16 protein-coding genes are annotated in these 13,255 nt (G+C 47.9%); 12 read left to right on the forward strand and 4 right to left on the reverse strand.

The window, feature by feature from the left end; genetic code table 11:
- Positions 1–6 precede the first annotated feature (6 nt).
- Positions 7–999 (reverse strand): YncE family protein, encoded by a 993-nt coding sequence (locus tag KIU71_RS10995; RefSeq protein ID WP_214131319.1) that lies wholly within the window; start codon positions 997–999, stop codon positions 7–9.
- Positions 1,000–1,237: 238 nt separating this feature from the next.
- Here KIU71_RS10995 and KIU71_RS11000 point away from each other — a divergent pair, with 238 nt between their 5' ends.
- The 10 genes from KIU71_RS11000 (at position 1,238) to KIU71_RS11045 (ending at position 9,968) form a co-directional block, all read left to right on the forward strand.
- Complete coding sequence (locus tag KIU71_RS11000) at positions 1,238–2,833, forward strand: AbgT family transporter (protein ID WP_214131320.1); 1,596 nt, start codon at positions 1,238–1,240, stop codon at positions 2,831–2,833.
- A gap of 75 nt (positions 2,834–2,908) precedes the next feature.
- Positions 2,909–4,003 (forward strand): ferrochelatase, encoded by a 1,095-nt coding sequence (hemH, locus tag KIU71_RS11005; RefSeq protein ID WP_214131321.1) that lies wholly within the window; start codon positions 2,909–2,911, stop codon positions 4,001–4,003.
- 1 nt (position 4,004) lies between these two features.
- A complete protein-coding gene (locus tag KIU71_RS11010) occupies positions 4,005–4,472 on the forward strand; it encodes a DUF4112 domain-containing protein (protein ID WP_214131322.1) in 468 nt (155 codons plus the stop codon).
- A 66-nt stretch (positions 4,473–4,538) separates the two neighbouring features.
- Positions 4,539–4,883 (forward strand): lactoylglutathione lyase, encoded by a 345-nt coding sequence (locus tag KIU71_RS11015; protein WP_214131323.1) that lies wholly within the window; start codon positions 4,539–4,541, stop codon positions 4,881–4,883.
- A 69-nt stretch (positions 4,884–4,952) separates the two neighbouring features.
- On the forward strand, positions 4,953–5,249 hold the full coding sequence (locus tag KIU71_RS11020; RefSeq protein WP_214131324.1) for a hypothetical protein: 297 nt from the start codon (positions 4,953–4,955) through the stop codon (positions 5,247–5,249).
- Positions 5,250–5,320: 71 nt separating this feature from the next.
- Positions 5,321–5,920, forward strand: coding sequence for a dienelactone hydrolase family protein (locus tag KIU71_RS11025; protein WP_214131325.1), 600 nt, complete (start codon positions 5,321–5,323; stop codon positions 5,918–5,920).
- A 178-nt stretch (positions 5,921–6,098) separates the two neighbouring features.
- Entirely contained in the window at positions 6,099–6,332 is a 234-nt protein-coding gene (locus KIU71_RS11030; RefSeq protein ID WP_214131326.1) for a ribbon-helix-helix domain-containing protein, read from the forward strand.
- Positions 6,319–6,582 carry a type II toxin-antitoxin system RelE family toxin gene (locus KIU71_RS11035; protein ID WP_214131327.1) on the forward strand — a complete coding sequence of 88 codons (264 nt, stop codon included), beginning with the start codon at positions 6,319–6,321 and terminating at the stop codon, positions 6,580–6,582. The genes KIU71_RS11030 and KIU71_RS11035 overlap by 14 nt, the downstream gene beginning before the upstream one ends.
- Positions 6,583–6,877: 295 nt before the next feature.
- Positions 6,878–8,518, forward strand: a complete 1,641-nt coding sequence (locus tag KIU71_RS11040; RefSeq protein WP_214131328.1) for an acetolactate synthase large subunit — start codon at positions 6,878–6,880, stop codon at positions 8,516–8,518.
- A gap of 10 nt (positions 8,519–8,528) precedes the next feature.
- Positions 8,529–9,968, forward strand: coding sequence for an aldehyde dehydrogenase family protein (locus KIU71_RS11045; RefSeq protein WP_214131329.1), 1,440 nt, complete (start codon positions 8,529–8,531; stop codon positions 9,966–9,968).
- 88 nt (positions 9,969–10,056) lie between these two features.
- Here KIU71_RS11045 and KIU71_RS11050 read toward each other — a convergent pair whose 3' ends face one another.
- The 3 genes from KIU71_RS11050 to KIU71_RS11060 form a co-directional block, all read right to left on the reverse strand.
- The gene (locus KIU71_RS11050) at positions 10,057–10,455 is read right to left on the reverse strand and encodes a YqaA family protein (protein ID WP_214131330.1); all 399 of its coding nucleotides are present in this window, start codon (positions 10,453–10,455) and stop codon (positions 10,057–10,059) included.
- A 48-nt stretch (positions 10,456–10,503) separates the two neighbouring features.
- Positions 10,504–10,890: a VOC family protein gene (locus KIU71_RS11055; protein WP_214131331.1), complete on the reverse strand. Its 387-nt coding sequence runs from the start codon at positions 10,888–10,890 to the stop codon at positions 10,504–10,506.
- 134 nt (positions 10,891–11,024) lie between these two features.
- A complete protein-coding gene (locus tag KIU71_RS11060; RefSeq protein ID WP_214131332.1) occupies positions 11,025–11,381 on the reverse strand; it encodes a DUF2237 family protein in 357 nt (118 codons plus the stop codon).
- Between the two features lie 85 nt (positions 11,382–11,466).
- On the opposite strand from KIU71_RS11060, the gene ubiG reads away from it, so the two are divergent.
- Positions 11,467–12,234, forward strand: a complete 768-nt coding sequence (gene ubiG, locus KIU71_RS11065; protein ID WP_214131333.1) for a bifunctional 2-polyprenyl-6-hydroxyphenol methylase/3-demethylubiquinol 3-O-methyltransferase UbiG — start codon at positions 11,467–11,469, stop codon at positions 12,232–12,234.
- 87 nt (positions 12,235–12,321) lie between these two features.
- Entirely contained in the window at positions 12,322–13,248 is a 927-nt protein-coding gene (gene glsB / locus KIU71_RS11070) for a glutaminase B (RefSeq protein ID WP_214131408.1), read from the forward strand.
- The last annotated feature ends 7 nt before the right edge of the window (positions 13,249–13,255 follow it).

The raw sequence follows: 13,255 nt of genomic DNA on the forward strand, positions 1-13,255 counted from the left end.
ACGCTCTCACCGTTGCGGGACATAGCCTAGCCCATCAGGCCCATCACCTGTTGGTAAGGTGAACAGGATTTTCGCTGAACGAATGTCGATAACTGCCACTTTATTGGCGTCGTAAAGCGATAAAAATAGTATGTCTCCGTTTGGGTGAAAGGTGACCCCTTTAGGCGCTGATCCGTCCGGCAACACCATGCGATGCAGTCGCTCAAAGCCATCAACGTTGATGATGTCTAACGTATTTTGGCGTAAGTCAGGCACAACGACGACGGTTTCGTCCGGTGAGTAAAGAATGCGATACGGCCAAAGGTAATCCTTCCATTGCTTTACCAATGCTTCACTGTGAACATTGTATACGCTAAGCCACCCATCTTTATTGCTGCCCACCCATAGTGTCGAATTTCGAGCATCCACGGTAATCGCTTCAGGTGTCGTTGGCATGGCCAGTTTGTGACTCAATTTTTCGTCACCGACATTCAATACAGAAACGCTGTTTGAGGACATATTGGTGGTGTAAATAACATCGCCTGATGCCGGAAGTGCGACCATGTGTGAGCCCTGTGCCTGAGTGGGTAACACTTTCGCGATTTCACCGGTTTGCACGTTCACAATCACAGCCGTGTCAGAGCCCTCAGAAGACACCGCGACGTGCTCCTGATCAGGCATAAACAACACACCATGGGGCCGGGGATATTTAGCGAGTGAAATCGTGCGCTCAACGTTTAATGCTGCAATATCATAAACGGTCAAACTGTTCCCGCCTACATAGTCTGTTACGACGGCCCGCTGTGAATCGCTATCAATAGCCAGTTCATGCGGGCCTTTCCCCGTGGGCAAGGTTGCAATGATTGAGCGCAGACCAACATCAATAACGCTGACATTGTCACCCCGTTTATTGACCACCCAAATTTGCCCATCCAGCGGAATGCTTTTATCGCTAGCCATGGCGAAATGATTGCCAAGCAGTGCAAAGCACATGAAGGCGGCGCGGACGTACTGTTTCATCGGTCTACCCAAGCGGTTTACATTGCGATGAATTGTACTCACAAAATGGTTTCAGAGTCATCCAGTTGATTAAACATTCGCCACTCAGAAATCAAGTCAGTTTGGGCACGGTGACCTAGCCTTTGAAAAGCTGCACAAATCAGTGCAAATTAGGTAGTATAACCTGCAAATAAGAGATAAAAATGTGCCAGCCGCTTTATCGGTTTACAGAGCGCATCTCAACGACAGAGGAATTCGTTTGGCTTCTAAGGACGCAACGCGCCAGTCTGGCTCGACTGAAAAAAATGGCTGGTTTAATCGCTTTCTCGCTACCGTAGAGTGGCTGGGAAATTTACTTCCTCATCCGATAACGCTGTTTGCCATGTTGGCAATCTTTATCGTGTTGCTCAGTGGGTTGCTCGGATATTTTGACTATGGTGTGCTGGACCCACGGCCTCTAGGGGCTGCAGGACGCGATCCCGACGGTGTTATTGAAGTCATCTCGCTGATGAATGCCGAGGGCTTGCAGCGGATTGTTACGCAGCTGGTCACCAACTTCACCGGTTTCGCACCGCTGGGGACGGTGCTAGTTGCGCTGCTCGGCGTTTCTGTTGCAGAGCACTCAGGGTTATTATCAACGGCGATGCGCGCACTAGTAATGAATGCATCTAAACGTGCGGTCACGGTGACCATTGTGTTTGCTGGCATCATTTCCAATACTGCGTCTGAATTAGGCTACGTCGTTCTGATCCCGCTCGCGGCGATGATATTTCATTCCCTCGGGCGACACCCGCTGGCTGGCCTGGCCGCGGCCTTTGCCGGTGTCAGCGGCGGATACAGCGCCAACTTACTGTTAGGAACCGTTGACCCGCTGCTCTCCGGGATCACCGAAGCCGCTTCGCATATGCTCGATCCAGACTATGTGGTTGGCCCGGAAGTGAACTGGTACTTTATGGTGATCAGTACCTTCGCAGTCGCGTTTATGGGGGCGTTTGTGACTGAAAAAATCGTTGAGCCACGGCTGGGCAAGTACGACCCATCAGAAGCGTCTATCGAATTGGGTGAACAAAAGATGGAAGCGCCCACGGATCAGGAACGTAAAGCAATGCGCTGGGCAGGGCTCTCATTTGTGCTGGTATGCGCAGTGTTAGCACTGACTATCGTGCCGGAGAATGGCATTTTACGTCACCCAGAAACGGGTGAAGTTGCGGGCTCTCCGTTTCTTAAAGGTATCGTCGCATTTATCTTTATTACCTTTGCTATTCCTGGCTTTGTGTACGGGCGTGTTGCGGGCACCATGCGCAATGACCGCGATATTATCGATGCGATGGCAAAAAGTATGGGGTCAATGGGCCTATATATCACACTGGTATTTTTTGCCGCGCAATTTGTCGCCTTCTTTAAATGGACGAATTTGGGCACGGTGCTGGCCGTCAAAGGGGCAACTCTATTACAGACCCTAGGCCTCGACGGACCGGAAGTCTTTATTTTGTTCATCATTATGTGCGGTATTGTCAACCTGTCGCTTGGCAGTGCGTCTGCGCAGTGGGCTGTCACCGCACCGATATTTGTGCCAATGCTGATGCTGATTGGCTTTGCACCAGAAGTGATCCAGGCGGCTTATCGGATCGGTGATTCAGTCACTAACGTTATTTCACCAATGATGAGCTATTTCGGATTAATACTCGCCATTGCAGCACGGTATAAGAAAGATCTGGGCATGGGCACCCTCATCGCGACTATGCTGCCCTACTCCATGGTGTTTATTGTGGGTTGGACTATTCTGTTTTACACATGGGTGTTTTTATTCGGCATGCCGGTTGGGCCTGGCGCAGCGACGTATTACAACCCCTAGGGTTAGCGGTCTAAATGAGGGTCAAATACGTACACTGTGTTTGATCCTTTTTTCATACAAGAAGCGTTGGTCATAATGAAGTTTATTAGCAATATTGAGTTTACCCACAGCCAGGCCGATAAAATCGGTGTGCTTATCACCAATTTAGGCACGCCAACTGCGCCAACCAAACAGGCGCTGAAGCCGTATTTGAAGGAGTTTTTATCCGACCCTCGCGTGGTTGAAGTGCCTCGCGTACTGTGGTGGCTTATTCTCAACGGCGTGATTCTGAACATTCGGCCAAAGCGTTCCGCACATGCATACTCAACCGTTTGGTCTGAACAGGGCTCGCCTTTACTGGTACACACCAAAAACCAAGCGATGGCATTGGATAAACGTTGTAAGGAAGCCTGGGGTGATGACGTGATCGTTGAATTTGCGATGCGTTATGGTCAACCGTCTGTGGCAAGCACTATCGAGAGAATGCAGCAGCGAGGGGTACGTAAATTACTCGTGCTGCCACTCTATCCGCAATATTGTGCGTCTACGACGGGTTCAACTTTTGACGCCGTGAGCCAGTATTTTCAAACTGCTCGCTGGCTGCCTGATTTTCGTTTTATCAGCCACTATCACGATCACGCTCCCTTTATTGTTGCCGTTGCGAGTAAAATTAAACGACACTGGGATACCCACGGAAGAGCAGACAAACTGATTTTTTCTTATCACGGCATACCCAAGCGTTACCTCCTGAAGGGCGACCCTTACCATTGTGAATGTCATAAGACATCGCGATTGTTAGCCGAGGAGTTAGGGTTAGAAAAGGACCAATATTTAACCACATTCCAATCCCGATTTGGCCGTGAAGAATGGCTTAAGCCTTATACTGATCATACCTTGAAAGCCCTACCGGAAAAGGGCGTTAAATCGGTACAAATTGTATGTCCGGGCTTTTCTGCTGACTGCCTGGAAACCATCGAAGAAATTGGTATTGAAAACCGAGATTACTTTCTGCAAGCAGGTGGCGAACGTTATGAATACATTGAAGCGATGAACAGTGATGATGAGCATATCGACATGCTATTCGGCTTGGTAAAACAAAATCTTGCCCACTGGCACGTCGCCAGTGGCACTGATAATATGCAGTATACACAGCGACAAGCACTCGCTAAATCCCTCGGTGCGGAGAACTGACATGGCGCGTAAACCCGTTGTTTTTGACCAAGACAAGCATGGCGCCATCGCGCCACAAGAACTGCGCAAAGCGCAAGATGTGGCTAATTTGCTTGATACCGCAATACGTATTCCCGTCGTTGGTATTCCTGTCGGGCTGGACTTTTTAGTAGGTTTGATACCCGGCGTGGGCGACGCTGCCATGTTAGTTGCGGCGTTGCGCATTGTTTACTTGGGTAAAAAGATGGGCGCGCCTGAAGCCTTGCAAAGTAAAATGCTGCGCAATGTTCTGCTCGATTTTGGCTTGGGTTTCATCCCCGTAGTGGGTGATATTGCTGACCTTTTCTACAAAGCCAACCGTAAAAACGTGCGATTACTCGAACGCTGGTGGATTGAAAACAACAAGGCTGAAGTTGACAGTCAAACCGCCGACAAACTCGCGGAGTGGGAAGAAAAAATGAAGTCACTTGAGGATGACGAAAAACGATAGCCACTTTGTTTCATGGCGTCATTCTGCCGCTACTTTACTAGCCGTTAGCAGCTTTTGGAAAGAATCATGGATGTTGTAGATATAAAAACATTTGTTCCTAGTAAGGATTACGAAATCTCAAAGTCTTTCTACACAGAAATAGGATTCAAAGCAGAATATGTCACCGACGAGCTAACGCTTTTTGAAAACGGAGACTGCCTTTTCTTTTTACAGCGCTTCTACAATAGAGTTTTGGCCAAAAATTTTATGTTGCAAATCTGTGTTACAGACATTTACGATGCATATGAGTTATGTTCTAAGTCGGAACACAAAACCCAAATTACGCCAGTAAAACAAGAGTCGTGGGGTAAGGTATTTTACTTATGGGGGCCAGTAGGTGAACTGTTGCATATTACACAGTTGGGCAGCTAACGCGACGCTAAAAACGCTTCGCTCTGTCAATGCCCGTCAGTTTAGCGTTGAAGCACTCGAAGGTCTGTCATGTCGTTCTACAACGTTAAAATTTTAAATCAGGCGGCCAAAACATCATTTGTGCATATTGTTTGGTTATTTGCATTAATCGGAACACCAATCGTGTTTTTCAATCATGGTCTATCACTCAGCCAAAAAACGATTTTATTTTTTGGTTTGTTAGTGTTCTTTTGGCTTACCTATTTAGGGTTGTGTGTTGCAATCCATCAGTTCAAGTTAAGAGACAAAAACAATCAAACTGCCTATCTTAAAAAAAGCGACATAGAAAAGGGCAAAGATATTGGGTCATTGTTGGAAGGCTGGTAAGGTTTGCGTTTCCGCAAGGCCCTTGACACCTGTGCGGCCTATTAGCTTCGCCAGATGACAGAGAAAGTTAAGTGAATACCATAATCGTCGCAGATATTTTCGGTAAAACGTCTGCTCTTGAGGAATTAGCAAATGCGATTTGTAAGAAGCCTCGCATAGTAGACCCATACGATGGTCAAAAAATGGCATTCCAATCCGAAAACGATGCGTATCAGTTTTTTGCCTCGAATATTGGCCTTGAAAAATACACCAAAGACTTAAGTAAAGTGCTGACTAAATTGGCATTGGATGTAAATTTAGTTGGATTTAGTATCGGCGCATCCGTCATATGGAATCTCTCAGAAAGTCCTGCATCCTCATTTGTCAAAAATGCTACATGTTTTTATGGATCACAAATCAGAAATAACAGAAAAGTCTCACCAACGTTTCCAATAACGCTTATCTTTCCCGAAACAGAAGAACACTTTTCGGTATCAGAGTTAATCTCAGATTTATGCCACACGCGAAGGACCAAAATTAGACAGGTTCCGTATCGTCATGGCTTTATGAATAAGTTGTCGGCTAATTTTAATCCAAAAGGATACGAGAGTGAGCTTCAAACGCTAGCAACCCGTTCAAATCGCTGCGCTGAATCTCCTAGTTGTGACATCGTCAGGCATCGCCTCCAGTAAACGCACATAGAGTGTCTTGTAGTAAGATTTCATCGCTGCCTACAACCGTTCACGTCAATTGTCCCTCCATAGTCAGCGACCGTTGGTTGGTGTCTGTTAAGTACTCATGAGCAAAAGTTAGTTGTAATAACATTTTGACGCTATAATGTCTTAGTGTGATTATTTTAAGGGCTGACTCATGAGTAATTTATCGAAACGTTCAACCGTTTATTTCGAGCCTGCAATTCATAATGCGCTGAAACTACGAGCAGCATCATCGGATACATCAATATCAGAACTCATTGATGAGGCAGTGAGACTGCTCATGAAAGAAGATCAAGAGGACTTGGCTGCGGTAAGACAGAGAATAAACGAACCTGAAATTTCCTACGAAGATTTGCTAAACCGTTTGGAAGCTGATGGAAAAATATAAAGTTACTTTCAAGAAATCTGTAGAAAAAGATTTTAGGGCACTTCCCACCTCAGACATTAAAAAAATCCTCAGCAAAATCGACTCATTGGCTGAGAACCCGCGAAGGGACGGAGCAATCAAGTTAAGTGGGAACAACCTGTATCGCATCCGGCAGGGCCTGTATAGAATCATTTATGAAATTAGGGAACACGAGCTTGTAGTACAGGTTATAAAAGTTGGACATCGATCTGATGTTTATAAGCGCACCTGATAACTCAATAAACTCGCTCACGCCGTGCGCTGGACGCCTTACCGATTACGTTTCTGCTCGACATGAAGGCCTATCACTTCGCGTCAGTTGGTTCCTCTGCATAGCCCTCATATAACTCATTTTCTCCGGTGATGGTTTTTGCCTTCATTAGAAGTTATGAATGCAAAAAAATAAGTCGGCACGGCAAGCGTCGATTAAGTAATAGTGTTTATTTATAACGAAATAACCGCTAAACCTTGATTAACCTGCTAACGTTTATACAACTACTGTATAACAAACCCAGCAAGGAGAGTTGATGAAGGCCTCTGATTTATTTGTAAAAGCGCTTGAGGCAGAAGGCGTAGAGTACGTTTTTGGCATACCCGGCGAAGAAAATTTAGACTTACTTGAGTCACTTCGCCACTCGTCAATCAAATTGGTGTTAACTCGCCATGAACAAGGTGCAGGCTTTATGGCTGCCACCTACGGCAGATTGACCGGCAAAGTGGGCGTGTGTTTATCGACATTAGGGCCGGGCGCAACAAACTTAGTTACGCCGGCCGCCTATGCGCAACTGGGCGCGATGCCCATTCTTATGATCACCGGCCAAAAACCGATTAAAACCAGCAAGCAGGGCCGTTTTCAGGTGATTGACGTGGTTGACATGCTTCGCCCCATCACGAAATACACCACGCAGGTGGTCAGTGGCGACCGCATTCCCTCAGTCGTGCGTGAGGCATTTCGCTTGGCGTCTGAAGAGCGTCCCGGGGCTGTACACATTGAACTTCCAGAAGACATTGCCGCCGAAACAACATCAGTGCCACTGCTAACACCGAGTATCGCCCGTAGGCCCATTGCCGAGTACAAAGCAATCGCACGTGCGATAGAAATGATCGAGGCAGCCAAATCGCCTATTTTAGTGATTGGGGCGGGCGCAAACCGTAAATTAACGTCAAAAATGTTGCGCGAGTTTGTCGCTAAAACGGGTATCCCTTTTGTTACCACGCAAATGGGTAAAGGCGTCATTGATGAAACTAATCCTCTGTTTATGGGGAATACCGCGCTATCCGACGGGGATTTTGTGCACCGGGTGATCAATCGCGCTGACCTGATCGTGAATATCGGGCACGACGTGGTCGAAAAACCACCCTTCTTTATGCACGATGACGGCATGAAGGTGATCCACGTTAATTTCGAAACCGCTGCTGTTGATCCGGTGTATTTCCCGCAATTAGAAGTCGTGGGTGATATCGCCAACAGTATTTGGCAAATCAAAGAAGGTATTACGCCACAAGACAGTTGGAAATTGGATTTCTACCGAGATGTTCATGACGCGTATGTTGAACACCGGGACGAGAGTGAGAAAGATGACCGCTTCCCTATTTTACCGGAACGGTTTGTAAAAATTGTACGCGAAGCGATGCCAAAGGATGGCATTGTCACACTAGACAATGGTGTTTATAAGATATGGTTTGCGCGCAACTACCCTGCCTACTTCCCGAACACACTGTTATTGGATAATGCGTTGGCCACGATGGGGGCGGGCCTGCCATCAGCGATGGCGGCGAAGATGGTTTATCCCGATAAACCTGTGGTAACCGTTTGTGGCGACGGTGGCTTTATGATGAACAGTCAGGAGCTGGAGACCGCCGTGCGCCTCAATCTGCACATCGTGGTATTGATTTTGCGTGACGATGCTTACGGGATGATTAAATGGAAACAGTCAAACATGGAGTTTGAAAACTACGGCCTTGACTATGGCAATCCTGATTTCGTCAAGTATGTCGAAGCTTATGGTGGTAAAGGGTGGCGAATTGAGTCAACCGATGAACTTAAGCCGTTATTGACAAAATGCCTGAATGAGCCCGCAGTTCACCTCATTGATGTGCCCGTTGATTACAGTCTGAACGACGAAACGTTGAATAAAACGATTCGTAAACTCAGTTCAAAACTTTAAAGGAGTTGTGATGCCATCATTACAGAAAGCCTATCCTTACTTCCTCGGCAGCAAAGCCGTTTTTGCCAATCAGGATTTGAAAGTCACTAATAAATACACAGGTGAGGTCGCAACAACGGTGGCCATGGCTGATGCAGACGTGATTGATAAAGCCATTGATGCCGCTGAAAAAAGTCAGGCAGCGATGACAGCAATGCGCCCGTATGAACGTCAAAAAGTGTTAGACCACTGTGTTAAACGGTTTAACGAGCGGTTTGAAGAGTTAGCATACGCGCTGTGCATAGAAGCGGGCAAGCCGATTAAAGATGCACGCGGTGAAGTGACACGCCTTATTGATACGTTTCGTATCGCTGCTGAAGAGAGTGTGCGTATACAGGGGGAAGTGGTTAACCTGGAAATTACTGAGCGCGCTAAAGGTTACACCGGCATGTACAAGCATGTACCCATCGGGCCGTGTTCGTTTATATCACCGTTTAATTTTCCATTGAATCTTGCCGCGCACAAAGTCGCACCAGCGATTGCAGCCGGGTGTACCTTTGTGTTGAAACCCGCGTCACGAACGCCGTTGGGTGCCATTATTATGGGCGAAGTGCTGGCCGAGACGGATTTGCCTGAGGGCGCGTTTTCTATTTTACCCTGTTCGCGTGATGGCGCTGATCTGTTTACCACGGATGACCGGTTTAAACTGTTAAGTTTCACCGGCTCGCCTGATGTGGGTTGGGATTTAAAAGCACGAGCGGGAAAAAAGCCTGTGATTCTAGAGCTTGGCGGTAACGCTGCGTGCGTCATTGATGAGGATGCCGACATTGATGATGCGATAGAGCGCGTGGTGTTTGGTGCCTACTATCAGTCTGGGCAGAGCTGCATTAGTGTTCAACGTATTCTCGTTCATGAGGCTATCTATGCTGAGTTTAAGCGAAAGTACACAGACAAAGTCTCTCAGTTAGTGCATGGTGACCCGTTGGAAGAAAGTACCTTTATTGGCCCTATGATTGCGGAGTCAGAAGCGGAACGATTAGAAAACTGGATCAATGAAGCCGTTGAGTCTGGCGCGACGTTACTGTGTGGCGGCAAGCGTAAAGGCGCCATGCTGGAAGCAACCGTCCTTGAAAATGCACCGCACAATGCAAAGATCAATGCTGAAGAAGCATTTGGACCGGTGTCGATTATCAGTTCGTTTAATGACTACGATGAAGCGCTGGCACGAGTGAATGACAGCCAGTTTGGTTTACAGGCGGGTGTGTTTACGCGCGATATTTACAAAGCTCATAAAGCGTGGGATGTACTGGACGTGGGCGGTGTCGTAATTGGTGATGTACCAAGCTGGCGTGTTGATAATATGCCGTACGGCGGTGTAAAAGAGTCGGGGCTTGGCCGGGAAGGGATCCGTTATGCCATTGCCGATATGACCGAAATTCGCCTCATGGTGCTACGCAACCCCAACCCTTAAAAATCATTGAATCTACATGTCGTCAATGATTCAGAACGCGCTGTACCTGAACTGGGCAGCGCGTTTTTGGCGCTGCTAGGGCGCTTATTCAGACTGCTAAAACCAAATAACTGAGTACGATATATCGCAGTAACTTAGTCAGTCCAACCAAAACCACGAACACGCTAAACCGGATTTTGAGCACGCCGGCAACCACGGTGATTGGGTCACCGATGATGGGAACCCATGCCAGACACAGCGCTATTCTACCATGGCGTGCGAAGCGAGCGCGTGCACGCTCAAGATCATCATCATTCATTCTCAGCACGCGTTTCGCCAGCGGCTCACCACAACGATAACCCAACCAGTAGTTCACCATGGCACCCAACACATTGCCTGCCGTCGCGATGGCGACCACCGCTAATGGAGAGAAACCCGATAATAAGGTAAGGCTCAGTACCAGCTCGCTGCTTAGCGGCAAAACAGTCGCAGCCAGAAAGGCCGCCACGAATAATCCTAAAAGCCCGTATTCAGCGAGCAGCGCCACGAATATGGGTTACTCGGGTTTCAATCGTTTTAGCACACAGATTTTGTTTCCAGCGGGATCGCGTAGGTAGGCGAGATACAACTTCATTTTGCCGCCATCCCTGATCCCCGGCGGATCCTCACACTCTGTGCCACCATTTGCTAACCCAACTGAGTGCCACTTTTCGCCTTGTTCAAGCGAATTGACGCTAAACCCAATTGTGCTGCCATTCCCGCACGACGCCGGCTTTCCATCTATTGGCTTAGACAGCGCAAAAATGCCGCTATCCGTGAAGTAAAAGCAGCGACCTTTTTCGTCAATCACGCCGGGCTCATAGCCCAAAACACCAAAAGTAGCATTGTAAAATTGCTTGGACTCTTGAATATCATTTGCGCCCAACATGATGTGGCTAAACATACATACCTCTTGATAATGACTGACATGCTCGCGTAGCGAACATAGAAAACACCGAATTTAGCGCGAATTGCGTGGTAATGCTCATGCGAAAAATTGATACAGCCCCATTCATCAACCCTATCCAATCAGAAGATTTACACGGCGTATTTCTTCAAAACGTCCAGTGGAATAAGCTGCAAAGCTGCTTCGTTCACCGCTGCCAGCACAATTTTCGGTGCCACACCGGCGCGCTCTGCTTCAAGCCAGCGGCCGGCACATAGACACCATTTATCCCCCGCTTTCAATCCCGGGAACTCATACAGCGCATTGGGTGTAGTTAGGTCGTTGCCCTGAGCTTTTGAGTACTCAAGAAAGGCGTCTGTCATGATGGCACACACGCTGTGATTGCCTACATCACTCGATGGAACATAACAGAATCCCTCACGAGTGAAGCCCGTGTTACCGCAGCATAATTGCAGCGGCTCACCCAATACATTGCGTGCATTAGCCATGATTAAACCCTCTTGTACATTATCTGGTATAAGTAATGTTATCGCGCCTGTTGCGCAATGCATAAATATCAACAAGGTATCTACGATGCTTGATAAAAGTCAGCTCAGTCCGAAGATCAATAAAAATTCGACGCTCTCAGAGAATGAGGTTGCCAAGTTCGATCGTATGGCAAAAGAATGGTGGGATCCGAAAGGAAAATTTAAAACCGCACTGGAATTCAATGCGGCGCGATTGGACTGGATACTGCCCCAAATTGCGGCGCACTTTCATCGCAAGTTTGTGGGCGACGTCAGTTTTTCAGGACTAACGGTGCTTGACGTTGGCAGCGGCGGAGGGCTAATTGCTGAAGCCGTTGCCATGCGCGGTGCACAGGTTACCGGTATTGATGCCAGCGCAGTGAGTGTCGAGGTGGCAAAACAACACGCTAAGGGGCGCGACCTCGATCTACAATATCTGCATACGCTAAGTGGTGATTTGGTTGAGCAGGGGTTGCAATACGATGTGGTCATTAACGCTGAAGTTGTAGAGCATGTGCCAGACCAGCAGCAATTGATCAACGAGTGCTGTCAATTGGTGAAGCCTGGTGGTCTGTTGATTCTTGCAACACTGAATCGAACCACGCGCAGCTTTGTCGTGGCGATTGTGGGGGCCGAATATGTGATGCGCTACTTGCCTCGCGGGACGCATGATTGGCGCTATTTCGTGAAGCCAGTTGAATTGAAGGGATGGGTTCGAGATCAAGGTTTGACGTTCACTGACAGCACGGGCATGAAATACAACCCGTTATTTGGCGGCTGGAAAATGACTCAGAGTCATGCAGTCAACTTCATTCAAAGCTATGCGAAGCCGTGAAAAATCAACAGGCCCTAGCCAAATAGCTGTGGATATTCGAGAATGTGTTGTAATGCTTACAGCTTGTTAGGGTGAAGGGAGAACGTCATTACCGTCAATATTCAAACCGTACTGGATGACATCAATCAGGACGTACGCAATCAGTTCGATACCTTTGAGGGTAAAGTCGCCGACTACATTCCGGCTCTGAGCCGTATGCCAGCAGATCGTTTTGCGATGGCAGTGTATGGTGTAGACGGCACATTCTGCCATACGGGTGATGCGCATCAGCGGTTTACGATTCAGTCAGTGTCGAAGGTATTGACTCTGACACTCGCGTTACAGCGCTATGGCGACAGTTTGTGGGATCGCGTGGGTAAAGAGCCGTCCGGAACCGCTTTCAACTCGCTGACGCAGTTAGAATTTGAAGGGGGAAAACCACGCAACCCGTTCATCAACGCAGGAGCAATAGTCACCTGTGATGCACTCTACTCACGTTTGTCTGCGCCAACTCACCACATGCTTGAAACGCTACGCAGCCTTTCCAACAACCCGCGTTTGACTATCAACGCCATTGTGGCGCGATCAGAGTTTGAGCATCGGCATCGCAATGCCGCTATGGCGCATTTGATGAAGTCGTTTGGTAATTTTGAAAACGACGTCGAGGATGTACTGCGTGCGTATTTTTCATTCTGTGCCATTGAGATGTGTACAACGGAACTGGCAAGGGCTTTCAGCTATTTGGCGAACAAAGGTGAGGCAGTCGCTGATGGGCAGCACGTACTCAGTAGTAAGCAGAATTCGCAACTCAACTCGCTGTTATTTACCAGTGGCTTATACGATGCGTCCGGCGATTTTGCGTATCGTGTCGGAATGCCCGGCAAATCCGGGGTAGGCGGAGCAATTTTAGCCGTAGTGCCAGGACGATTTACGGTGGCAGTGTGGTCACCTAAATTAAATCGGTACGGAAACTCCAGCGCTGGTATATACGCTCTGGAGCAGTTTGCCGATCGTCTCAACTTACATCTTTTCTAGAGCGTGT

Origin of the sequence: Alteromonas oceanisediminis (assembly GCF_018474025.1) — a bacterium.
Classification (GTDB): Bacteria; Pseudomonadota; Gammaproteobacteria; order Enterobacterales; family Alteromonadaceae; genus Alteromonas_E; species Alteromonas_E oceanisediminis.